This window comes from Parasphingorhabdus marina DSM 22363, assembly GCF_900128895.1.
Taxonomy (GTDB): domain Bacteria; phylum Pseudomonadota; class Alphaproteobacteria; order Sphingomonadales; family Sphingomonadaceae; genus Parasphingorhabdus; species Parasphingorhabdus marina.
Genome location: NZ_FSQW01000001.1, coordinates 1408808 through 1432649, shown reverse-complemented (window position 1 = coordinate 1432649; position 23842 = coordinate 1408808). Strand labels below are relative to the sequence as shown.

The 23842-nt window shown below is 56.7% G+C and carries 20 protein-coding genes; 7 read left to right on the top strand and 13 right to left on the bottom strand.

Features of this window, described 5'->3' with window-relative positions; genetic code table 11:
* Positions 1-49: 49 nt before the first annotated feature.
* From BUQ90_RS07175 to BUQ90_RS07150, 4 genes are read right to left on the bottom strand one after another with little or no spacing between them, the layout of a single operon-like run.
* Entirely contained in the window at positions 50-832 is a 783-nt protein-coding gene (locus tag BUQ90_RS07175; protein ID WP_074204342.1) for an esterase/lipase family protein, read from the bottom strand.
* Positions 829-3204 carry an acyl-CoA dehydrogenase family protein gene (locus tag BUQ90_RS17780; RefSeq protein WP_204244748.1) on the bottom strand — a complete coding sequence of 792 codons (2376 nt, stop codon included), beginning with the start codon at positions 3202-3204 and terminating at the stop codon, positions 829-831. Before BUQ90_RS17780 ends, BUQ90_RS07175 begins: the two co-directional genes overlap by 4 nt.
* Positions 3204-3941, bottom strand: coding sequence for an enoyl-CoA hydratase/isomerase family protein (locus BUQ90_RS07155; protein WP_074204341.1), 738 nt, complete (start codon positions 3939-3941; stop codon positions 3204-3206). The genes BUQ90_RS17780 and BUQ90_RS07155 overlap by 1 nt, the downstream gene beginning before the upstream one ends.
* An 11-nt stretch (positions 3942-3952) precedes the next feature.
* On the bottom strand, positions 3953-4726 hold the full coding sequence (locus tag BUQ90_RS07150) for an SDR family NAD(P)-dependent oxidoreductase (RefSeq protein ID WP_074204340.1): 774 nt from the start codon (positions 4724-4726) through the stop codon (positions 3953-3955).
* Between the two features lie 272 nt (positions 4727-4998).
* Here BUQ90_RS07150 and BUQ90_RS07145 point away from each other — a divergent pair, with 272 nt between their 5' ends.
* Genes BUQ90_RS07145 through BUQ90_RS07135 form a run of 3 tightly spaced genes read left to right on the top strand, consistent with a single transcriptional unit; the run spans position 4999 to position 8951 of the window.
* Positions 4999-6147 carry a serine hydrolase domain-containing protein gene (locus BUQ90_RS07145; protein ID WP_074204339.1) on the top strand — a complete coding sequence of 383 codons (1149 nt, stop codon included), beginning with the start codon at positions 4999-5001 and terminating at the stop codon, positions 6145-6147.
* Positions 6144-7598: an AMP-binding protein gene (locus BUQ90_RS07140; protein ID WP_074204338.1), complete on the top strand. Its 1455-nt coding sequence runs from the start codon at positions 6144-6146 to the stop codon at positions 7596-7598. Before BUQ90_RS07145 ends, BUQ90_RS07140 begins: the two co-directional genes overlap by 4 nt.
* Before the next feature lie 9 nt (positions 7599-7607).
* The gene (locus tag BUQ90_RS07135; RefSeq protein ID WP_074204337.1) at positions 7608-8951 is read left to right on the top strand and encodes a TetR/AcrR family transcriptional regulator; all 1344 of its coding nucleotides are present in this window, start codon (positions 7608-7610) and stop codon (positions 8949-8951) included.
* Between the two features lie 28 nt (positions 8952-8979).
* On the opposite strand, the gene BUQ90_RS07130 is transcribed toward BUQ90_RS07135, so the two are convergent.
* From BUQ90_RS07130 to BUQ90_RS07120, 3 genes are read right to left on the bottom strand one after another with little or no spacing between them, the layout of a single operon-like run.
* Complete coding sequence (locus BUQ90_RS07130) at positions 8980-10158, bottom strand: CaiB/BaiF CoA transferase family protein (protein WP_074204336.1); 1179 nt, start codon at positions 10156-10158, stop codon at positions 8980-8982.
* A complete protein-coding gene (locus tag BUQ90_RS07125) occupies positions 10155-11426 on the bottom strand; it encodes an FAS1-like dehydratase domain-containing protein (protein WP_074204335.1) in 1272 nt (423 codons plus the stop codon). Before BUQ90_RS07125 ends, BUQ90_RS07130 begins: the two co-directional genes overlap by 4 nt.
* Positions 11427-11479: 53 nt before the next feature.
* Positions 11480-12220: an SDR family oxidoreductase gene (locus tag BUQ90_RS07120; RefSeq protein WP_074204334.1), complete on the bottom strand. Its 741-nt coding sequence runs from the start codon at positions 12218-12220 to the stop codon at positions 11480-11482.
* Positions 12221-12279: 59 nt separating this feature from the next.
* Between BUQ90_RS07120 and BUQ90_RS07115 the strand changes: the two genes are divergently transcribed.
* On the top strand, positions 12280-13098 hold the full coding sequence (locus tag BUQ90_RS07115) for an SMP-30/gluconolactonase/LRE family protein (protein WP_074204333.1): 819 nt from the start codon (positions 12280-12282) through the stop codon (positions 13096-13098).
* Positions 13099-13112: 14 nt separating this feature from the next.
* On the opposite strand, the gene BUQ90_RS07110 is transcribed toward BUQ90_RS07115, so the two are convergent.
* On the bottom strand, positions 13113-13880 hold the full coding sequence (locus tag BUQ90_RS07110; protein WP_074204332.1) for a glucose 1-dehydrogenase: 768 nt from the start codon (positions 13878-13880) through the stop codon (positions 13113-13115).
* A gap of 301 nt (positions 13881-14181) precedes the next feature.
* On the opposite strand from BUQ90_RS07110, the gene BUQ90_RS07105 reads away from it, so the two are divergent.
* Positions 14182-16542, top strand: coding sequence for a TonB-dependent receptor (locus BUQ90_RS07105; protein WP_074204331.1), 2361 nt, complete (start codon positions 14182-14184; stop codon positions 16540-16542).
* 127 nt (positions 16543-16669) lie between these two features.
* Positions 16670-18256 (top strand): AMP-binding protein, encoded by a 1587-nt coding sequence (locus BUQ90_RS07100; protein WP_074204330.1) that lies wholly within the window; start codon positions 16670-16672, stop codon positions 18254-18256.
* Positions 18257-18262: 6 nt separating this feature from the next.
* Here the strand turns inward: BUQ90_RS07100 and BUQ90_RS07095 are convergent, their stop codons facing one another.
* The 3 genes from BUQ90_RS07095 to BUQ90_RS07085 all read right to left on the bottom strand — a co-directional run bounded on the left by BUQ90_RS07095 (position 18263) and on the right by BUQ90_RS07085 (position 20672).
* Positions 18263-19096, bottom strand: a complete 834-nt coding sequence (locus BUQ90_RS07095) for an SDR family NAD(P)-dependent oxidoreductase (RefSeq protein ID WP_074204329.1) — start codon at positions 19094-19096, stop codon at positions 18263-18265.
* A gap of 11 nt (positions 19097-19107) precedes the next feature.
* The gene (locus BUQ90_RS07090) at positions 19108-19941 is read right to left on the bottom strand and encodes a hypothetical protein (RefSeq protein ID WP_074204328.1); all 834 of its coding nucleotides are present in this window, start codon (positions 19939-19941) and stop codon (positions 19108-19110) included.
* Between the two features lie 116 nt (positions 19942-20057).
* Entirely contained in the window at positions 20058-20672 is a 615-nt protein-coding gene (locus BUQ90_RS07085; RefSeq protein WP_074204327.1) for a TetR/AcrR family transcriptional regulator, read from the bottom strand.
* A 163-nt stretch (positions 20673-20835) separates the two neighbouring features.
* Here BUQ90_RS07085 and BUQ90_RS07080 point away from each other — a divergent pair, with 163 nt between their 5' ends.
* Positions 20836-22203 (top strand): MFS transporter, encoded by a 1368-nt coding sequence (locus BUQ90_RS07080; RefSeq protein ID WP_074204326.1) that lies wholly within the window; start codon positions 20836-20838, stop codon positions 22201-22203.
* A 53-nt stretch (positions 22204-22256) separates the two neighbouring features.
* On the opposite strand, the gene BUQ90_RS07075 is transcribed toward BUQ90_RS07080, so the two are convergent.
* Both BUQ90_RS07075 and BUQ90_RS07070 read right to left on the bottom strand, forming a co-directional pair.
* Positions 22257-22829: a carboxymuconolactone decarboxylase family protein gene (locus tag BUQ90_RS07075; protein WP_074204325.1), complete on the bottom strand. Its 573-nt coding sequence runs from the start codon at positions 22827-22829 to the stop codon at positions 22257-22259.
* A 35-nt stretch (positions 22830-22864) separates the two neighbouring features.
* On the bottom strand, positions 22865-23743 hold the full coding sequence (locus BUQ90_RS07070) for a crotonase/enoyl-CoA hydratase family protein (protein WP_074204324.1): 879 nt from the start codon (positions 23741-23743) through the stop codon (positions 22865-22867).
* Between the last annotated feature and the right edge of the window lie 99 nt (positions 23744-23842).

Below are 23842 nucleotides of genomic sequence, written 5' to 3'. Positions count from 1 at the left end.
TTCTCCTCTGTCTCACCGGCTGAAGCTGGCAGCCGACCGGAATTTGGCTCTAGTCCTTTGTCCCTTTTCGGCTGCTGAACGGTATACCTTTCATCGGATTCGCCGATCGATACGCTCGCCATTCGCTCGAATTTTGGGCAAGGCGGTCTGCAATGACGAACCAGACCGATGCATTGGATAACATGCCAGTATGGCTGCCCATAACCGCGATATTCTCGGTCTGATTGTGCCCGTCTTTCTGGATCGACCGGCGCCAGTGCACGATGCCGTCTGAAAAGGAAAAGAGGGTAGTGGTGGGCACGGGAGGCGCCTCGAAAATATCCGCGTGACTTTCCCAGTGCCGGGAACTGCCCGGATTCAGGGACTCGAACACTCGAGAAACGGGAGACAAGCCATTTGCGGGATCGGGGGCTATCGGGGTTCCGGCGGTGATGACCTGCTTGACGTGGCTCGGGAGAATTTTTGCCATTTCGCGCGCATAAATGCCGCCGAGACTATGCCCGATCAGACTGACCGCAGCGCCGGCTTTTTCGGATTCTTCAACGATCTGATCCTTGAGCCGGAGCAATGTGTCACCCCCGGGACCGGTATTGGTTCCCTGTTTCCACCCGGATGTCTCATATCCATTGGATCGCAACCAGTTTCTGAAACGGGCGGTATAGGAATCATTGCCCAGAAATCCGGGGATCAAAAGAACATGGCCTGGTTCTTCAGGTGGCCGACCACGGACAAAAGGTTCCGCGAAGTTCAGAAACGCCGCCTCCTGCTGGGCCCGCGCAATCTCGGCAGCGGCATGAAACCAGTACGGTTGCTTGAACATGGTGTTGATCATGACGCGGCCGCCGTTGCGATATCGCGAAAAGCAATGTCCTTGTCGGCACGCAGATCAGGAGGCATGCCAAGCACGCGTTCGGCGATGATGTTGCGCAAGATCTGGTCCGATCCGCCTTCGATACGGGTCGCCGGCGCACGCAGCCACATGCCCTGAAAGCGGCCAGCATAGGAATGCTCATCTGCACCGGCCAGAACACCGGCTTCTTCCTGTATATCCATGGCGAAGCCAGCGATCTCCTGCATCATCCGCCCGGCCGCCAGCTTGACAATGGAGTTTTCCGGACCGGGCAAAATACCTTTTGCAAATTGGGCCATCGATCCCAGCATGAAATTATGCAGACCCGTTGCCCGTGTCTCGAAACCGGCAAGGTTTGCAACAATATGAGGATTCTGGAGCGCGGGGCCCGAATCCGTTTCGAGCGATTTGCAATAGTCCAGCAATTCTTCGAAACCGGTGGGCATTTCGAGACCGATGGCCAGCCGCTCGTGCGACAGCATGGTCAGCGCCACCTTCCAGCCTTCGCCAACGTCACCCAGTCTCCTGTCATCGGAAATCTTGAGATCCGTAAAATAGACTTCCGCGAAACCGCTCTGTTCGTTCATTTGCCTGATCGGCAGGGTCTCGATGCCATCAGCATGCATGTCGACAAGAAAAGCCGTTAGCCCCTTGTGCTTGGCGACATCAAAATCCGATCGGGCGATCAGGATCCCCCAGTCCGCATCCGTGCCATAGCTGGTCCAGATTTTCTGACCGTTGATCGTCCAGACATCCCCGTCCCTTTCGGCCCGGGTTCGAAGCCCAGCGAGATCCGAACCTGCTGCCGGTTCCGAAAAAAGCTGGCACCCGACCAGTTCGCCAGACGCAATTTTTGGCAGCATTTCGGCCTTCCGGTCCTCGCTGGCATAGTCCATCAGGGTTGGTGCCCCCATGGTCTGACCATTGTGGAACAGATTGCCCAGCTTCGCGAAAGCGCCCTCTTCCTGATGCCAGATGATCCGTTGCGCGGGCGAAGCGGCACGGCCGCCAAATTCCTTGGGCCAATGGAGGCAGGCCCAGCCAGCTTCGAACTTCTTCTTTTGCCAGCCCTTGGCTGCGGCGATCTTGTCTTCACCAAGATCAAGCGCGCCAACGGAAGACTGTTCAATCCGCTCTTTCAAATGCCAGGGAGCGTTGTCCTTGAGCCAGTCTCGGGCAGCCATCCGAAAGGCCTGGTCATCTTTGGACTCATCATGCGCCGGTCCGGAACTGTGCGTTTCCGGCAACCCGATATTCGTCACCAGGAGATTTTCCCAATGGCTTTTCGGAGCGAGAGACGATCCCAGTTGCCGGGCCCGGCGGTAGAAAAGATGCGGATCACTGTCCCACATGAAGCCTGTGCCGCCGTGCACCTGGATATTGTCCTGGCTACAGAGCCCGAAGGCTTTGGCAGCGCTCAATTGCGCGCGGGCCGCAGCAGGTTTGATGTCACCATTGCTGCTGTCCAGCGCCCAGGTGGCATAGCGGCAATTGGCCTTGCCAATCGCCAGCTCCGCATACATGTCCGCAAGCAATTGCTTCACAGCCTGAAAGGACCCGATCGGTCGCCCGAATGCCATTCTCTCACTGGCATATTCGCACGCCAGCTCCAGCGCCCGTTCCGCTCCCCCAATTTGCTCGCAAGCATTGAAAATCGCTGCGTGTTCTATCGCATCTTCGACTATCGATGCGCCGCTGCCCCGCTGCCCCACCAGCTCGGCGGGAACATCCGCAAACCGGATCCGGGCCACTCGCCGCGTCGGGTCAATGGACGCCATGTCTTCGGCAGACACGCCCTTCTGTCTGGCATTCACCAGATAAAGCGATTCCCCGGCTTCATCTCTGGCCAAAACCAGCAGCCTGTCGGCAAGGGAACCGTCGGCCACAAGATCCTTGGAGCCGGAAAGCTTGCCTCCATCGCATGTGGCTTGAATGCTTTTGCCACGTCCATTTGTATCCAGCTCAAGATGCGCGAGCGATCCAATCAGTTTTCCCTGGCAAAGCGGGCTCAGCAAAGCCGCTCTTTGTTCAACCGAACCATGATCCTTGATGATCTCGGCAAACAGATAAAGACTGGAGACCGAAGGAACGGGAGCGAGGACACGGCCCAGTTCCTCCGCGATGATACAGAGTTCAACATAACCGAACCCGCTGCCGCCTTCTTCCTCCGAAATCGCCGCACCGAGGCAACCCATTTCTGCCAGCCCGCTCCAGAGTTCGGTGGCATAGGATTTCCGCCCCTCCAGAACGTCGCGCACCTGTTCGATGTTGCACTCTGCAGCCAAATATTTGCGAACCATTTCCTGGAGCATCAACTGCTCCTCGGAATATTCAAACTGGAGGAAGCTGCTCATTATTTCTTCGTGAACCTTGCCATGCGTTCATAGGCGTCCGGCCCCCCGCCCTCGGTGTTATAACTCTCATATGCCAGCCCCGCCTGCATCGACATGCCGTCCGTTTCGAGGAGAAGCTTTTTATTTGCCCGGTGACTGAACCAGCTATTCTCCAGTATTTGTGCGGTCAGCGCCTGGATCTGATCTTCAAACTGCGCATCCGGAACACACATGTTTGCCAGGCCGATTTCCGCGGCTTCCGGCCCTTCGATCGTGCGGCAAGTAAACATCATCTCTTTCGCTTTGGGGAGGCCGACACGGCGGGGTAATCTCTGGGAAATGCCCCAGACCGGGGTCAGCGCCCAGCGCGCATGCGTGTCGGCGAACTTGGCATTTTCCGATGCGACAATGATATCGCCGACAAGTGCCAGTTCCAGACCGCCTGTATAGCAATGACCGTGAACCGCCGTAATCACTGGCTGCGGGAGATCGGCCAGCTTCTGGATGACCAGCGATTGCAGATTGGGCTCGGGCGGCTCTTCGCCTTCGTAAATGTCCGCCAGATCATGACCGGCGGAAAAACACTTGCCGCCGCCACGCAGCACCACAACGCCAATCCCGGGATCGGATCTGATCGCCTCGACATGCGCATCCAGTTGCTGGAACAGGGCGATGGTCAGTGCATTCAGCTTTTCCGGCCGATTCAGGGTCAGCGTCGCGCAACCGTCCCGGTCTTCCCTGATGACTAGCTCACTCATTTTTACTCTCCTCAGCGTCCGCCCTGACCATCATCCACTTTGACAATCGTACCCGTCACGGCATCCGATGATGGTGAGACAAGAAACAGCAACGCGCTGTCCAGCTGGTGCGGGCGACAAATACGTTTGCGCGGGAATTGCTCGACAACCGCATCGCTCATCCGCTCCAGCATTCCGGATGTCATTTCGGATTCAAACAGGCCCGGGGCGATGGCGTTGACGTTGATGTGGAACTTGGACCACTCGACGGCGAGCGTTTCGGTCATTCTGACAATGGCGCTCTTGGTCATGGCATAGAGCGATGCCGCATTGTTTTCGTGATATTCGAATGCGGTCATCGATGCGATATTGACCATCTTGCCCGCTGTTCCGGCGGCAATCATGCGCCGCGCAACCTCTGTGGAAAGCGCGAAGGCTCCGCGAAAATTTGTGTCGATGACCTGGTTGATTTTTCCGAGGGACATGGCGGTCGCATATTGTGCGTCCGGGACGCCGGCATTGTTCACCAGAATGGTGATCGGACCCAGCTCTGCTTCAATTGCATCAACGGCTTCGGGGAAGCTGGACGGACTGGACACATCCAGCGGTACCGGTTCCGCCGTTCCGCCCAGATCTGCAATGGAGGCAGCGAGCTCTTCCAGTCGCGCTGTCCGGCGGCCGGACAACGCAACCTTTGCGCCGCTTTGCGCCAAAACTTCGGCGAAACGCCAACCGAGGCCCGACGTGGCACCGGTGACAAGCGCGACCTGACCTGACAGATCGGTGGAAAACTCCGGCTTCATCATATTGACATCACTGGGAAAATTTCCTCCCGCTCCCCATAAATGGCTCACCTGTTTCCCGATAATCCGCCCGAATATTTCGGACGTAATTCCCGGAATCGGCTTCTTTGCGGCCCGATCCTAGAGCGGATTGCATGACTGTCAATATTTATTCGACATTAAGGTATGTTTATCGATATTACTGTTGATTGAATCAATTTGCCGCGTTACCAAGAAGTCCAGTGACGCATGCGGACACAGAAATTCCCGGCGCGCAAACAGCGATGGAGAGACAGATGGCCACCGAAATTCACGGATTTGCAAAGCCTGGCTTTGAGAGTGTGAAAGATGCATTCGCGCATAATTTTGAACGGGATGACGCCTATCGGGAACTGGGTTCCTCGCTCGCAGTCTATGTCAAGGGCGAGCTGGTCGTCGATCTGCACGCCGGCTGGCGCGATGCAGAGCGCACCATACCGTGGACCAAGGACACGCTGGTCAATATCTGGTCCGCCACCAAGGGAGTCGCGGCTCTGGAAGTCGCCACTCTCGTCGATCAGGGCAAGCTGGATTATGATGCGCTGGTCTCTGACTACTGGCCGGAATATGGCTGCAACGGCAAGGAAAAGACCACCGTCTCGCAGCTCATGTCCCACCAGGCTGGTCTGCCCGGCATTGAAGAACCAACGACACTGGAGGAATTTTATGACTGGGATACAGTTATCGGACGCCTCGAGAAGCAGGCCCCGATGTGGGAACCGGGCACCAAGAATTCTTATCATGCGATGACCTACGGGTTTCTTGCCGGCGAACTTATCCGCCGCGCAACGGGCTTGCTTCCCGGTGATTATCTGGCCGAGAGCCTGGCGGGCCCGATGAATGCCGATGTCTATATTGGCCTGCCGGAAAGCGAGGAACATCGTGTTTCTTCGCTGATTCCGTCCCCGCTTCAACCACCCCTGCAATCTGATCCGGCCGCTGCGCCACCCGAAGCGGTCATTGCCGTCACCAACCCCGATATGGAACCGACCTTGCCCAACCAGCGCGCCTGGCGAGCCGCGCAAATTCCGGCCGGGAACGGGCATGCAACGGCGATGGGTTTGGCGCGCCTGTATGGCGCTGCGGCCAATGGCGGCACACTGGACTGCGTTACCCTGATGCAACCTGAAACGGTCGAGGCCATGTGCGAACTGCAGACAGACCGTGTGGACATATTGCTGGGCCAGCCCGCCATGTGGCGGCAAGGCATGTCTGGCAACATCATGAACATGTACGGCCCACATGACACAACCGTTGGTCATTCCGGCTGGGGCGGATCCTTCGGCTGCCTGGATATCGGCCATGGCGTCGGGATCGGCTATGTCCTGAACCAGATGGGTGACAGCACGGTAGGCGATCCTCGCGATGCCTTGCTCTGCGAGAAGATTTTCGAGTGCGTGCAATGACCGATCAGCTGTCTCTTGCGAGATTGCTGGCCCACCACCGCTCCAACAAGCCGGATGCGCTGGCGCTTTCCGACCACAATGAAAGCGTAACCTGGGAAGAACTCGACCGGAGGACAAACCGGGCCGCCAGAGCGCTGATCGCTCGCGGCGTGCAACTGGATGACATGGTCACCATCGCGCTGCCCAACGGCCTGGATTTCATCGAAAGCTGTTTCGCCTGCTGGAAAGCAGGAGCCACACCGCAACCGGTGTCCTCGCGCCTCCCTCGACCGGAAATCGAGGAAATCATCGCGCTGGCCGGATCAAAAATTGTCATCGCCAATGACGATATCGAAATTGAACCGGAGACGGTTTCCTATGTTGAACTTCGGGACAGTCAGGACGACGACAGTGCACTGCCTGAACTTGTGACATCCTGCTGGAAAGCGCCGACATCCGGGGGGTCAACAGGACGGCCAAAGCTGATATTGGCCACCGCACCCGCCTGGTGCGAATTCGAAACTGCCGCCGGATGGCGCATCACGGCGGACGATGTCGCCATCATGCCGGGCCCGCTCTATCATAACGCCCCGTTTGTCACAGCGATAGCGGCCGTCACGGCTGGTGCGCACATGGTGATCATGCCCCGCTTCGATGCCGAGGCGGTGCTGGCCAATGTCGCCAGACACAAGGCCAGCTGGATCTATCTGGTCCCGACAATGATGGGCCGGATCTGGCGACTGGAAGACGAGATCAAGGCGCAATATGACGTGTCGTCACTGAAGACCGTCTGGCACCTCGCCGCGCCCTGCCCTGCCTGGCTCAAGGAAGCCTGGATCAACTGGCTGGGTGGCGATGTCATCTGGGAACTCTACGCCGCAACCGAAGGCATGGCGGGCACGGTGATCACCGGCACCGAATGGCTAGCGCATCGTGGCTCGGTAGGACGCGTGTTTGCTGGCGAAATCAAGATTCTTGACGATGATGGCAAGGAAGCACCGCCTGGGACGATCGGGGAAGTCTACATGCGCCCCGACCCGGAAAGAGGCGAGACCTATCGCTATGTCGGAGCGGAAGTGGAATCCAGGGACGGCTGGCAGACACTTGGCGACATGGGGCATTTTGATGAAGACGGATTTCTTTACCTTGCCGATCGCCGTTCGGACATGATCCTTGTTGGCGGATCCAATGTCTATCCTGCAGAAATTGAAGGAGTCCTTGAGGAGCATTCCGAAGTCAAATCCTGTGCCGTAATCGGACTGCCGAACGATGACCTCGGAGCAACCATTCACGCGATCATTGAACCCGGAAAGGCACTTGCGGAACAAGACTTGAAAGAATTTGTCGCAACACGGCTGGTGGCTTACAAGAGACCGCGCAGCTATGAGTTTGTCGACCATGCTTTACGCGATACGGCTGGCAAGGTAAGGCGGTCAAAGCTGCGCGAAGAGCGGCTCAAAAAAGAAAGCTAGGGCAATGGCGTGAATGTATTTGACCAGTCGTCGAGCAAGTCGGGCAATCCCGTTCCGGTCGGCAAGAACGACCCGCAGTCAATCGATTCCGCAGAGGCAAAACCCAAAAAACGTGGCCGTCCCAGCAAGCGGGCCGCCAAGAAAGAAGAACTGATCAATGGAGCAACCGCCCTGTTCAACGCGCGGGGCATCTCGGCCACCAGTATTGCCGTCATTGCCGATGTTCTCGATCTCGCCCGCGCGACAATCTACTATTATGTGAACAACCGCAGCGAACTGGTTTTCCAGTGCTATTCCCGCACCTGCGATGTAGCAGCCGAAGATCTGGCCACCGCCAGCGAAGCAGAATCCGGGCTGGATCGCGTCCTCGAATATGTCCGGCTGTCGCTCGCACCCGATCGGGCGCCAGTAGCTGTTCTGAGCGAGATAGACTCGCTCGAGCCGGACAAGGCGAAGATCATTCATGCAGCAAATGACCGCAATATCAAGAGTTTGAAGCATTTTATTGAGCAGGGATTTGATGATGGCAGCATTCGTCACTGCAACAGCGAGATTGTCGTGCACGCAATAGTCGGAATGCTTGCATGGTCTCAATTGCTTCCCAACTGGTCGAACGAGCAGCACGGTGCCGAGCTACGGCGACGTACATCGGACGCGATGATCAATCTGCTTGATCAGGGCATTTCAACAGACCGGTCATTCAACTTCCGTTGTCACTTCTCGGTCGACATGTTTCAGCCGAAACTGGACAATATTTTCGACAGAAAGGAATCTTCGAGCTTCAAGATAACCCAATTGCTCGCAACCGCCTCTCGTCTATTCAACCGGAACGGGATAGAGGCGACATCGCTTGATGAGATCGCGGCGGTCATGGGTCTGACCAAAGGCGCCGTCTATCACTATCTGGAAGACAAGAATGATCTGGTTTCGAGTTGTTATGAACGCTCATTTGAACTGTATGACAAGTTTATCGAATTGTCTGAGCAAAGCGGGGACAATGGCCTGGAAGCCGGCATGATCAACGCACATCTCAATATTCAGGCGCAAACCGGTGATCTGGCACCGTTGATGCCACAGCCCGGTTTCGAGGCGTTGCCCAAAGACGTGCTCGACCGATTGCACCGGCGCGCGAACGAGCAGAACAAAACCGTCGCCAGGCTGCTCGACCGGGGTGTGGAGCAAGGCCATATGAAGCCCTACGAAACACGGCTTCTCACCCATATTTGCGGTGGAGCTTTCGGCTGGATTCCCAAATGGCTGCCCACCGACACGGCCATTCAGCCGATGCAAATGGCCGATTCCATGTGTGACCTCATTCTGTTCGGATTGAATGCCGGCAAGTCTCCCGCCTGACAGCTGAAGAATGCGGAGCGCGTCCGTACTATTCGCGCGTTTGGTCCAACTCGTTGCGCAGCGCATCACTATGTTCGCCGATGCCGGGTGCAGATCCCCGTGCCTGAACAGGATTGTCATTGAAGGACACGGGATTCGCAACACCGCGAATATTGTCTTCACCATGACCACCCGGTATGTCGATAAAGGCACCAGCGGCGACGGCCTGAGGGTCAGCAACCACCTCATCGACGGTCTGCACCGGCGCCCACCAGACGTCATGTGCATCAAATCGTCGGCCCAATTCCTCGCGATCATATTTCACCGTCTCGGCATCTATCGCGGCCACCAGTGCTATCTTGTTTCGATAACGCTCTTTAGCCGACGAGAACTCCGCGCTTTTTCCCCAGTCTTCCCGGTCCAGCGCCTTGAGCAGGTTTGGCCAATGCCTGGTCGATTCCACCGCCAGCATCCAGATCCACTTGCCATCCCGAGTCTTGTAACAATTGACCAGCGGCGCCTCGGCTTCCTCCCGCGTTGTCCGCGGCATCAGTTTGCCAAAGAACATCTGCATCGAAAAATCGGCACTTAGGCCATAGATACCGGTGCGCAGCAGCGAGGTATCCACGACAGCCCCCTCGCCTGATCGTTCGCGCCGGAACAGAGCGGCCATCAAACCGGATACCAGCGAAACGGCCGTCATGTGATCGCCAAAACCAGGCGGTATGTTGGGCGGAGGAGTATCCGGCGTGACGATGCGCGTCGGTACACCGGCCCGCGACCAGAAGCCGCCGACATCATATCCGGCCCGGTTCACATCCGGACCTTCCGATCCATATCCCGTGATCCGGCCGAATATGAGATGTGGATGCCGCGACCGGACACTGGCGCCGTCCAGGCCATATTTTTCGAGTGCCGTCGGTCGCATGTTGGATATGAAAATATCAGCTGTTTCCAAAAGTTTATGGAATGTTTCCAGTTCCGCTTCGGAACGCAGGTCCAGCACCAGGCTCCGCTTGCCCCGGTTATCCTGCTCGAATGGCGGAACTCGTCCGTCCTTCAGTCCCAGGGCGCGAAATACGCCGCGCTGAGGATCCCCGGCCGGGGGTTCCACCTTGATCACATCGGCGCCCCAGTCCGCCAGCATCGCGCCCGCGGCCGGACCGGCAACCCAGACGCCAAGTTCGACCACCCGGATGCCATCGAGCATGGTTGCCGGCCCTGTCATTCGGCACTGAGCTCATGATGGCGGGCCAGCATTTCCTCGGCACGTTCCGACAGTTCCGACGGAACAGCGGCATAACCGGCCTCCCCATTTTCCCGGCTCGGCAAGGCCACAACAAATTCGCCAAATGCGGTATCCTCATCGCGCTGGCTGGTGCACTTGACCTTGATGTCCACGAGGGCCTGATCCCCTTCCATGCGTTTGTCGGTGATCTCCCCGGTGACGGTTTGCAGATCTCCGAGATAGTTGAACTTGCGCACGGTATCCTCCTGATGGAGGATCACGGCATCATCTCCCATCCAGTCGGAAACGGCATGGTGCATCCAGCATTCGCGCATCACGCCATAATCATAAGCGGCTGGCACCCCGATGGCCTGCGCCCAGTCATTGTCCCAGTGGACCCGATAGGCACTGTCCGGGACACCGGCCTGGTTGGGCACATAGGCCTGCGGCCCTTTCACCCGGTCCAGAGAGGCAACACGCGAGGCTGCCAGCCGGCCAAATTGCGGGTTCCAGGCATAGCCGCCGGCGTGGAACACCATGACTTCGGTTGCGGTCAAAGGCCCCTTTTGTATCGGATCAATGGCATCCCCTACCTGGACATCTTCCCAATATCGCGGTTCCCCGCCGCGACGCTGTTCGGCCGCGTAAGCTGCGTCGATTTCGGCGATCTGCTCTTTGGTCCAGCTGGCCGGCTCGATGGTGTATTTTTTCTTCTTTTTCGCGGCCTTGCGCTCGGCATTGATGTAGATGGTCCGGTAAACAGCCACCACTTCGCCGCGCTGGTTGAATTTCACATCTCGCCGGGTCCGGACGAGCGTACGTCCGGCAAATTCGGATTCCTTGACCTCCAGACCCTCGTCCCCGACATAGCTGTAGATCGCATCTCCGGGCCGGATGCGGTTGTACCAGGTCCAGTTGGAGCCGCTGACAAATGTATGAAGCCCTTTGAACAGACCCTTTGTCTTCGCCCGGATATCTTGCGGGATTCGGTCGCCCTTCAGGGGTTTGTTGATAACCGCCGCCATGATCGCCGGGGCGACCTGCCCTTCCCAGCGCGTCCCGGCAGCATAATCTGCGTCGCAATGCAGCGGGTTATTGTCTCCGTAGGACGTCGCGAAATTGCGGATCGAGTCGGTCTCTGCCTGGGTATGATATTCGGGGAAAATATGTGCCTGGTTGTGGCCAAGCAGCAGGCGCGCCGCTTCGATATCCTCGTCTTTCAGGACACCGCTGGTACTTTCGGCGTAGATATCTTTCTGTGCAGCCATGGCATGTCTCCTGATTCTATATCGGACAAGTAAGTCCTATATAGACCCTGCCGTCAAGTCTTTCGCCGGTTGCGAATGTCCAACACCTCGCCATTCGCCTCCCCGTTCGATATCAGGCCGAGAACAGCATCGGCAATTTCCGCTGGCTGAATCAGTTCGAAATGTTCGGCGAAACCGTGGACTTCATCCCGCCACTTTCCGGTCCGGGAGTCATTGAGTATTGGCGTGTCCACTACTCCGGGACAAACGACATTGAAACGGATCCCGGTTTCCGGTGCCCGCAGCGCACTGGCCCGGGCAAACATGATCGCCGCCGCTTTCGAAGCGGAATAGATGACATCAGACGGCAACGGGTTCAGGCCTGCACCCGATGCGTTCACGATGACCTGGCCTCCCCCTTGCGACAAATGCGGCCAGGCGATCTGAACGGAAGCGGCGACCGCCCGGAAATTGAGATCGACTGACCGGTCAATCGCGTCCGGATCTTCCACCTCAAACGGCCCCGCCCCGGTCATCACGCCGGCATTGGCGAAGAGAATATCGAGTCCGCCATGATGGTGGGAGAATTCCTCTACCGCTGATTGCAAAGCCTCCCGTTCGCGCAGGTCCAGCGCGAATGGAATCACGGACAGATCTTCATTCATATGCTCCGCCTGCAACCGGTCCAGACCATCGGCATCGATATCGATCAATCCGACCGCCCCGGCAAACCGGGCACCCAGCTGCTGCAACACAGCCTCCGCTATGCCGCCGGCACCGCCAGTGATCATGATCCGCAATTGGGGTTTGGACATTTTTCCTCTTTCTCAAACAAGACATCGACGTCCGACATAAACTGGTGCAGAGTCAAGTGATGAATGAAATCGAGACGGAACTGATTTTCGACGATCTGGTCTTTCCCGAATGCCTGCGCTGGCGTCAGGGGAGGCTCTGGTTTGTTGACATGTATGCCGGCAAGCTGATGTCCATCGTGCCGGGGCAAACGTCAGTTTTGCATCGGGAACAAGACACCATATTCGGTGGCATCGGCTGGCTGCCAGATGACCGGTTGATCCTTTGTGACAAGACACAACGCGAAATCATCGGCCCCGACGGAACGCATCATGCCGACCTGTCACAATTTCATGACGCCCCGATCAACGACCTGATCAGCCTGCCCGACGGCACCGCCTTTGTCGGGGAATATGGCTTCAACCCTGCTGCCGGAGAGAAATTTGCCAGGTCGAATCTGTACCGCGTCCGCCCGGACGGGCAATGTGATATCGCTGCGGATGGTCTGGCTTTTCCCAATGGCATGGTGCTCAGCGCAGACCGCAGGATCCTGTTCGTTGCCGAATCCTATGCCCGGCAAATCACCCGCCTTGAAGTTCACGAAGACGGCACCTTGTCAGGCCGCAAGACGCTGGTGCGGTTCCCTGAAGGCGGACCGGACGGCATCTCGATCGATTCATCCGGAAACATCTGGGCCAGTCTTGTCGGTCCCAAATCTGTTGTCCGGGTGACGCCTGAAGGCCAGATTGATCGCAACCTGAGTTTCAGCGACCAGCCCTATGATGTGGAAGTCGGCGAGAATGACAGCGAGCTGTTTGTGGCCACATCCGGCGCGGATTTCGCGGACCTAGTTGCCCCACCCTTGCCGCGTCTGGGAAAGATCCTTCGTGTTCGGATTTGACCCCGGATGGCCGGCTAAATCGTCAGGCCGCCATCAATGACCAGTGATGCTCCCGTCATGTAACTGGATGCATCAGAGGCGAGAAACACGGCCGCCCCTGCCATTTCCTCGGGCATGGCGTGACGCCCCATCGGAATGGCCGCCTTCATCGCCGCCGGCAATTCATCGCTGTCCCTGAACAGATCACGCAGGGCATCGGTTTTGGTCACACCCGGAAGGATCGCATTCACGCGGATGCCCGACGGTGCCAGCTCCTTCGCCAGCGAGCGGGTCATGGTTTCGATTGCACCCTTGGTAATGGAATATATGGCCTGCCCGACAACAGGCTGATTGGCATTTATCGAGCTGGTATTGATAATCACACCACTGCCCGCTTCCTTCATGATCCTGGCTGCGGTGGTGGATGCAAACAGCGTCCCGCGAACATTCACATCTACGGTCTTCTGGTAAGCTTCCTCTTCAAGGTCAACAACCGGGCCGAACCAGGGATTGACCGCGGCATTGTTGACCAGGATATCCAGCCGGCCGTGCTGGTCAGCACTATCGGTTATGAGCCGACGAAGGCTGTCCACTTCACCCGCATGGCTTGCGAAGGGCGTCGCCTTTCCACCACGTTCCACAATCTCTGCAGCCAGTGCTTCACAGGCATCATGTTTCCGGCTGGAAATCACGACATGTGCCCCGTGTTCGGCAAGCGCAAGACTGATCGATCGCCCGATGCCCCGGCTTCCCCCGGTGACAATTGCGACACGATCGGTCAGGTCAAAACGGGAAATGGACATAGGCGACTCACGATAGTTGAAGACATAATCCGGTTAATCCAGCCAATGGGCACATACAATACACTTGTATTCGATATAAAGGTCATTCGTGCACCGAAAATCTTGAGTTCAGCTCTGCGACTGAATCTATTATCCCTTTTTGTCATAGATTTAGCTGCTGCACAAGCAGACATGTTGCAATAAGACATCACACAAATATGGGAACATACCTGTGTGTTGAATAAAACTTGACGCTGTGAATGGGTCTCTATAAAGAACAAGATAGTTCGGTATAAAACCGAAGTGATTTTGGGAGAGAAAAATGCGCAGGAAGCAAGCAGTTCGATTTTGTTCATCCATATCCACCGTGGCCTTGATGCTCGCGGCCCAGCCTGTATTGGCGCAGGTGGCAGAGGGGGATGCTGCAGATGCCGATGATTCAAATATCATCGTTGTGACGGCAACAAAACGCGAGCAAACGCTGCAGGAAGTGCCTGTTGCGGTGACTGTGACCGATGCGCTCACCATTGAGCGCGCGGGGATCACGGATCTGACGTCCCTGCAATCAGTCGTCCCCTCTCTGCAAGTGCGGACCCGGCAGAATGCGGTCGCAACCAACTTCTTCATTCGCGGTTTTGGCAACGGCGCCAATGCGGATGGTATCGAGCCTTCCGTCGGTGTATTCATCGATGGCGTTTACCGTTCGCGGTCGGGCGCTGCGATTTCCGACCTTCCCAATATTCAGCGCGTTGAAGTCCTCCGGGGACCGCAATCGACCCTGTTCGGCAAGAATGCTTCTGCCGGTGTGGTCAGCGTTGTGACAAAAGAACCTGAATATCAGTTCGGCGGCAGCGCGGAAATCAGTTACGGCAATTTTGACCTGATTCGCGGTAAGGCCTATGTCAATGTCCCGATTGCTGATGACCTGGCGGCGCTGGCCATTTCCGGCAGCTTCAACCAGCGTGACGGCTACATCCGGAACCTGTTCAACGATACCGATCTCAACAATGTCGATCGCTGGGCGATCCAGGGCGATCTGCTGATCGAACCCGCCGACAACGTAAAACTTCGGCTGAAAGCGGACTATGACGAAATTGACGAGGTCTGCTGCATGGGTCTCAACATTGAACCCGGCGTTGGCGGGCTTCTCATTCCGGCAATTGGCGGATCCATCGTTCCGGCCGATCCGTTCAGCTATACGGCATTTGCCGATGTCCAGCCCGGACAGGAAATCTCGAACCTCGGTATTTCGCTCAAGGCAGATGTAGATTTCGACACCTTTGCCCTGACGTCAATCACATCCTATCGGCGCAATGAAAGCTTCACGAGTGTGGATACCGATTTCTCCTCGGCCGCTGTTTTCGGTGTGTCGCCATCGGATCGGGAATACAAGACATTCACCCAGGAACTGCGCCTGACATCGAACACGGATGGTTTTCTCGACTGGATGATCGGCGGCTTCTACTTCCACGAAACCATCGACATCGAATCCCAGGTGATTTTCGGACCGGATGGACGCGCGTTCTTCGATACGCTTCTGGCTGGGGTTTCCCCGACGATTTTGTCAGATGTGGAAACCGCCCTGGCGCTCCCGGTCGGAACCTTTTTCGCCAACGGAACCGGCAGTTTCGAGTCATTTGATCAGAGCAATGACTCGTTCTCGATATTCGGTCAGCTGGACTTCAACATCACCGACGAGCTGACAGTGACGGCCGGTGCAAACTATACCTATGACAAAAAACGCGTGGAACTGATGAGCCGTCTCCCGCTGGATCCGTTCTCCAACACGGACCTGTCACCGCTTTTTGCCCAGCCACAGCCTCTGCCTGCCTTTGCCGGGTTCCTGCAAGGCCTGCAGGCGGCGTTCCTGCCGGGACTGATCGCGATTCCGAATGCGAACGAAACCGGACGGTCGTCGGACGACAAGATCACCTGGACGGCACGGGTAGCCTATGAAATCACGCCGGAATTCAATGTCTATGCGAGTGTGGCTACCGGCTTCAAAGCCACGTCCTGGAGCCTGAGCCGCGACACCAGACCCGGCACACGGTTTGCAACACCCGAAGACGTGATCGTTTATGAAGTCGGAGCCAAGGCCGATCTGGGATCGCTTGTGGTTAATTTTGCCGCCTTTGATCAGACGATCGAGGATTTCCAGAGCACGGTCTTTACCGGTACTGGCTTTGCCTTCCTGAACGCCGACGAACAGTCGGTCAAAGGCTTCGAACTGGATGCCACGATCCGGCCAGCTGATCCGTTCGTCTTCACCTTTGCCTATACATATCTGGATCCGCTGTTCGACAGTTTCCCGAATTTCGCGGCGGGCGTCGACCTGTCAGGGACGCGGCCAGCCGGTATTCCGAGCCATACAATTTCCGCCTCGGCCACATATAATCACGAATTTGCCAACGGCTGGAAAGGCTTCCTGCGGACGGACTACCAGCATGAGAGCAGGGTGCGCGTGGAGAATAATACCGGCGCCATCTCCCGGACTGTCAACGAGGTCAATGTTGCGGCGGGCCTTGAGTTTGGCAATGGCTTGTCGGTCAATTTCTGGGGCCGCAACATCTTTGACGACGAGTATATTACCGGAGCTTTCCCGGTTGCCGTCCAGGATGGTACGATTGCCGGCTATCCCAATCAGCCGGCAACCTATGGCGGCACAATTCGCTTCGAGTTCTGAAATCGACTCTCCCGTTGATTTCATTGCCGCCCCTCTCGTTAGACGGAGGGGCGGCTTTTTCTTACCCGGGGCACGACAGTCCTGATATCATGACCTGTCGGAAACCCGGTTACACTGGAGCAGGACAATGGCTTTGAATTTTGGTGACATGCTGGATGCCGTGGCGCGGCATCGCGGCGACAGCCTGGCAATATCTGGCGACGATGGCGACCTGACCTGGGCGGAATTTGATGCCCGCTCGAATGCCCTCGCCCGGGGACTGCAGGAAATGGGCCTGAAACCCGGCGACAAGGTCTGTTTCATGCTCTTCAACGGAGCGCCTTATCTCGAACTTCTCGCCGCCTGTTTCAAAGGCCGCTTTGTCCATGCCAACGTCAACTACCGCTACCTGTCAAAGGAACTCGAATATATTCTGGATGATTCGGATGCCGCCGCACTGGTCTATGATGACCAGTTGCGGGAGCGTGTCGAAGGGCTGAGTGACGCGTGCCGTTCACGTGTCAAACTGATCACCACTGCAGCAGATGGGGATGATCTCGGCGCGGCCAATCTGGAAGGGCTGATCTGGGCACATGACAGCTCGACGCTCGACATTACCCGGTCACCCGAGGATCAGCTTTTTATCTATACGGGAGGAACCACCGGCAAGCCCAAGGGCGTGATGTGGGCTCATGCGGATATTGGCGGGGCATTGCTCAGCCCGCTTTTTGGCAAGGAAGACCGGTCCGGCTCGGTGGATGACATCGTTGCGAAGCTGGACGAACCGAAAGGCTATCTCCGGCCCCTGGTCGCTTCCCCGCTCATGCACGGAACCGCCTTTACGGCAGTTTTAACCACTTTCGCCAATGGCGGACACGTGATTCTGACCGACAATAGCGGGTCATTTGACGCCCCGAGACACTGGCAACTGGTCGAGAAGCACAAGGCCGATGCCCTCGGTATTGTCGGCGATACTTTCGCCAAGCCGCTCCTCGCTGCACTGGAACAGAAATCCTATGATACCAGTTCGCTGAAAATCATCGGATCTTCCGGCGTGATGTGGAGCATGGCGACCAAGCAGGAGATGCTGAAGCATATTCCGGGGGCTACGCTCGTCGATTCCCTAGGGTCTTCTGAAGCCATGGCGCTGGGCTCTTCGGCAATGACGGCTGATGGCGAGGTCAAGACCGCAAAGTTCCAGATCAATGAAAAGTGCCGCGTCTTCAAGGAAGATGGCACGGAAGTGAAACCGGGTAGCGGGGAAACCGGTTTGCTTGCCCGCGGTGGACTGCTGCCGCTGGGCTATTACGGCGATCCGGTGAAATCGGCGGAAACATTTCGGGAATTTGGCGGTCAGAGATATTGTGTTCCCGGTGACATCTGCTCGGTGGAACTGGACGGATCGATCACCCTGCACGGACGCGGGAGTGCCTGTATCAATTCCGGCGGCGAGAAAATCTTTCCGGAAGAAGTGGAGGAAGCGCTCAAGCTCCATGACAATATTGCAGACGCACTGGTCTTCGGTGTTCCCGATCCGCAATGGGGTAGCGCCGTCACAGCCGTTGTCCGACTCGCTGACAAAGACGGGTTTGACGAACAGGCTGTCCGCACATTTCTGCGCGAGCATCTGTCGCCCTACAAGATACCGAAGAAAGTCATGCCCACGGATGAAGTAATCCGCATGCCCAATGGCAAGCCGGACTATGTCACGGCGAAAATGCTGGTCGCGGGCTGACTTCGACTAGTCGAGCTCCGCCTTCGCGCTCTGGGCCGCCCGGAGCTTCTCGATCAGCGTGCGGATGTCATATTCCTCATCCCCGTCATATCGGGGGGCATAGCCTTCATATGCGGACGTTATTTCCGCATGTCGGTGATCCACTCGTTCAATATTGTAGGAATGGGACACAAGGAAGAACCGGTCATCCTTCATCTGACGGACGATGATGGAGGCAAACTTGTCGGCCGGCATCGCCATCGGCATCAGCTCCTTGCTCACCAGTTCGGATTGCACGAAGCCGGGACAGATAATCCCGATTTTGATATACTCCGGAACTTCATCACGCAGCGCATCAGTCAGTCCCAGCACCGCGTGTTTGGAGGCGACATAGGCGGCGCTGCCGGGCGCCGCAACAAACAGGGAATTTTCCGAACCGGTATTGTATATCCCGGCTGGTGTGCCCTGTTCGGCCAGCCGGCGCGCAAAGACCGAGCATCCATGCCAGACGCCGAAGAAGTTGACGTCGAACAGCGACCGGACATCATCCATCGCTTCCTTGTGCATGCGGCTTCTGGGATGTGCGACCCCCGCATTATTAACGATACCGCCAACCGGACGCCCCTGATCCCAGGCAAAGTCGGCCAAGGCCTCGACTTGTGCGAGATCGGTCACATCACAGACGAAATGGTCTGCCCTGATCCCTTCACCGGAGAGTTTTTCCACCGCTTCCTGCAATCGATGCTCACGCGGTTCGGCAATGATGACAGCCGCACCCTCGTTGCCCAGTGCCCTTGCCAGTGCAAACCCGATTCCGGTTGCTCCGCCGGTTATCACCATGGCCTTGCCATCAAATTCCATCGCCGGGCTCCTTATTCAATCACTTTGAAAGGCTGAAGAAATTCCACATCGATATGTTCGATCACCGGAAAACGGGCTGCCGGTACATCCCGAATGCGCCATGTATGTCTGGTCTGCGCTGTCATATTCTTGCCATCATGCGTGAGGCCATTCCAGTCGAGCACGAACTCCGCGCGGTGCACACCAGGGCCCAGTCTTTCACATTTCAGGCCGACAAGATCATGCCGAGATGCGCCGACCGAAGACGCTGACCCGGTGACCCAGTCCACCAGTTCGTCATAAGAGCGCACGGCGCCGTGGCCATATTCCATGACGAAATCTTCGCTGATGATCTCCTGGAACGGCTCTGGCGTCCGTTCGGGATCCTCCACCAGAACATGCCAGCGATGGCTGACACTCAGCAACCGGCTGGCCATCGGCTCAATCGGTTCAATGACCGGCTTTTCGCCTCCTGGTTCGGAATAGGAAATGGTGTGCAACAGGGGTTCCAGACAATCCGTCCAGTCAAAGGTAAATGTGATTTGCTGGAAGGCACGGGTACCCGTGGTGCTCCGGCCGACGGCGCGCATGCCGAAATCTCCGCCAAGGTCGCCAACCACTGCCACATCCGGTGAGATTATCGCCGAAATACCGGTCGATCGTGCCAGCTGAATCATCTCGGCCGGACCCTCCGCGACAGTATCCTCACCGATGATCAGCTTGCTCTGTTCTCCCAGCAGGTCGGCGATCCGCTCAGACGGAGCATCCTCCGCCAGGCAAAAGGCAATCCACCGATGCAGCTGGGTCAGAGCAGCCTGCTCCCGGAAACTGTTGCGGATGACGGACTTGTCTGTCTCTGTTTTCACAGGCCTACTTTCGATGATTTATCTATAACGAACATCATTATATCGTTTAATAATAGCTGTCCAGCCTGAACCGAACGCCAAAGGCGTCGCAGGAACGTCAATCCGATACTTTCTGGTTAGCTTTTGATCTGGCTGAGCACGCTGTCAGCTAGCCATTCGGCAAGGCCGTCTTCGTTGAGCTTTTCGCCGGTCATCAAGAGCCGGTGATAGAAAAACCCGCTCAGAGTATCGATCGCCCATTCGATATTGGTATCCTTGCGGATCTCCCCTCGGTCGATGGCGCGATTGAATAATTCACGCATATTTTCTTTTCGTGCGTTGACAAAGTTCGACAACAATCCCTCAAAAGCGGGATCCGTCTTCGATGCTTCGATGATTGACGGAAGCATCGTGCCCCAAATGCTCCGCTCCAGAATTTTCGGGAATCGTTTGTAAGTGGCGATCAGATCTTCGCGGACCGAACCCAGATTGGCTGTTGGCGGATTCGGTCCCAAAGCCCGGTCAAAGGCTTCAATCGCCAGCTCGGCTTTATTGTTCCAGTGCCGGTAAATGGTCGATCGGGCGACACTGCTACGTTCAATCACGCGGTCGATACTCAGTTCGCGATAGCCAATTTCCTTCAGCAGATCCGCTGTGGCGTCAAGCACCTGCTCCTTGGTCCGGTTGATCTGGCCCAGTTTGGGCGCGCGTTTCGGCTCTGTGCCATCTGTCTTTGCGGTCACTGTAGCCATGTACAAACTTCCATCATCTGTCGCCTCATCGAGATCAGCTATAGCAGCCGGGAACGAAAATGCGAGTTTGCGATCGGCCTCCTTATATACAAGACATCTATGTATCGAATAATATTGCTATTTATAATCATAAAAGCTAATCAGTGCGGAGGAGAGCACAGGTTTGGCCGAACAAAAACTCAATCCCCGAAACATGTTTGGCTATGGCGCCGGGCATTTTGCCCTGGGCCTGACTTATACCAGCCTGAACCTGTATCTGCTCTATTATTACACCGATGTGCTGCTGATCGATCCGGCAGTCGCGGGCCTGATTTTCATGCTGCCACTTATCTGGGACAGCATCACCGATCCGCTGATGGGCATGATCGCGACCCGCACCAGATCGCGATTTGGCTCCTTCCGTCCCTATCTGCTGTTTGGCACACCATTTCTCGCGCTGAGCTTTGTGGCAATGTTTGCCGCCCCCTTGCTGTTTCCAACCGCAATTGTCGCGGCCAGCTTCGCGTTCCATTTGCTCTTTCGAACACTCTATACGGTGGTCGCCATCCCCTATTCCTCCTTGATGGCGGTGATGACGATTGACAGTCGGGAGCGGGGAAAGCTAGCGGGATACAAGACCAGTGCCGGAATTTTGGCAGGGCTGTTCACCGCAGCGCTGATGCTCAATCTAGCCAACTGGTTCAATGCCGATGACCTTCAGTCAGGATTCCTCAAGGTCAGCATGCTCTATGGCCTGCTTGCCGTCATCATCATGCTCATCACCTTCGTCACCAGCTTTGAACTGGATTTTGCCTCGAACAGCGGAAAGACGCTGAGCTTCGGTCAAACCCTGACCTTTTTGAAGAAAAACTACGCTTTCTGGCTGATGTGTGGCGGGGTTCTCTGCGGCGCCACAGGTAGCTCAATCGGCAACAAAGCATCGGTCTATTATGTCTCGCAAAATGCCGGCGAACCGGGGTGGATCTCTGCAGTGCTCTCTTCCGGCCTGGTTGCGGCCGCCATTGCCTCACCGCTCTGGTCCATGTCCTATCGCTGGCTGGCCAAGCGGACGGTATGGCTGATCGGAGCCGGGGGTTATACAGTCCTTGGCGGCCTCGCCTTTCTCATCGGGCCGACCGACATTCCCACCATCATTCTGTTCCGGGTTCTGGACGGTATTTGCCTGAGCGCGATCGTCGTGACGTACTGGTCGATGCTGCCCGACACGGTTGAATTTGGCGAATTCCGGAGCGGCGCGCGAGATGACGGGGTGATCTTCGGGATCAACCAGTTTGCGCTGAAGTCCGCCACCGGCATTGGTGTTGGCCTGCTGGGTCTGGGTCTGGGAGCGGCTGGATATGTCGCCCAGCAGGAGCAGACGGAAACAGCACTGACCGGCATTCGCGCTCTCACTTTCCTTGGCCCGATGGTGGGCTATGGACTCAGCTTCCTGTTCATTTTCTTTTATCCGATCGACGTCAAACTGCATCAGCGGCTTGTGAAAGCCCTGTCCCGACGCAAAGCTAAAGCGGTAACTGCGACAGCCAGCTAAACAAAAAAGCCCGGCATCAAATGCCGGGCTTTTCTTTCCAATACTGCTGGAAATCAGGCCAGTTTGACCAGATCCTCATCGCGTGGTGCGCCCTCGTCGAGACCGATCCCGAAGCTGTTACAGATCCGGCTGATCTGGGTGTAGTGGCCGCAGGTCATCACGATATCCATCATCTCCTTTTCGGAATAGTGCTGCGTCATTTCGGACCAGGTTTCATTGGTGACAAAATCATCGGCATAGAGGTCATCGACCGCCTTGATCAGAACCCGTTCGGACGGATCCCAGTCATGCGCGTCCGGATCCTTCTTGATCGCCTCGATTTCGTCTGCCGTCAGGCCAGCATGGAGACCGATCCGGCTGTGATGAGACCATTCGTACGCAGCCTTGGTGTTCCAGCTGGTGCGCAGGACCACGATTTCCTTTTTCCGCCCTTGCAGATCGTTCTTTTTGGACTGGATGTAGTTGCCCCAGGCAGTCAGTGCCTTGAATGCATTAGGATATTTCAGGATCGTCCGGAACAGCTTCAGATTCCTGGCAATCTCGTTAAAGCCGTCCAGTATCGATTTCTGTTCCTCGTTTAGTTCTTCGTCAGTGACGGGCTGGACCCTTGGTTCGTTCAGTCGCATGGCATTCCTCTTTTCGTTGTAGTGAATTATTCTGCTCAGCCAAAGGCAGGCTTCGGCCGGTCGGGAAACATCTCGGGGAAATCCCGGGAAACCTGATCGGGATAGTCAGGCTGGCGCTTCTCCAGAAAAGCGGCGACTCCTTCGCGGACATCGGCTGACGCACCGCGCGACTGGATCGCGCGACTGTCCGCCTTGTGGGCTTCCATCGGATGTTCGGCCGCCAGCATTTCCCACATCAGCCGCCGCGTGACAGCAATGGAGACCGGCGCGCAATTGTCTGCGATCTCCCGGGCAATTGCGCGAGCTGCGGGTAGCAGGTCTTCCGGCTCATGCAGAGATTCAACCAGACCTTTTTTCAAGGCTTCCTCAGCCCCGAAAACACGTCCGCTATAGGTCCATGACAGGGCCGTCGATATGCCGACTATGCGCGGCAAAAACCAGGAAGCTGCTGCATCCGGTGCAATGCCGCGGCGCGCGAACACAAAGCCGTACCGGCCTTTTGTGGAAGCGATCCGGATGTCCATGGCCAGCTGCATCGAAGCACCCACGCCAGCCGCTGCACCATTTGATGCGGCAATAACGGGTTTCAGGCTGTCGAATATCCGCATCGTGACAAGTCCGCCCAGATCGCGATACACGTCGCCCGCCTTGGGCAAACTGTCAGCATCGTCATAGGCCGTATAGTCAAACGTGTCGCCACCCGCCCCCAGATCCGCCCCGGCGCAAAAGGCCCTGTCACCAGCACCGGTCACGATAACCGCTTTCACTTCATCGTCACTGTCGGTGATGTCAAATGCTGCCAGCAGATCCTTGGTCATCTGGGGATTGAACGCGTTCATGTGCTCCGGACGATTGAGAGTGATCGTCGCGATGCCTTCCTCCCGAGAATATAAGATCGTGTCGAATTCCGGCATGCCATGATTCCTTTCTGCCCGACGTTTGCAGGTGCACTAACACGGGATTGACATACTCGTCAATTTACATACTTGTATGTACAGTTAAATAATCGAAAC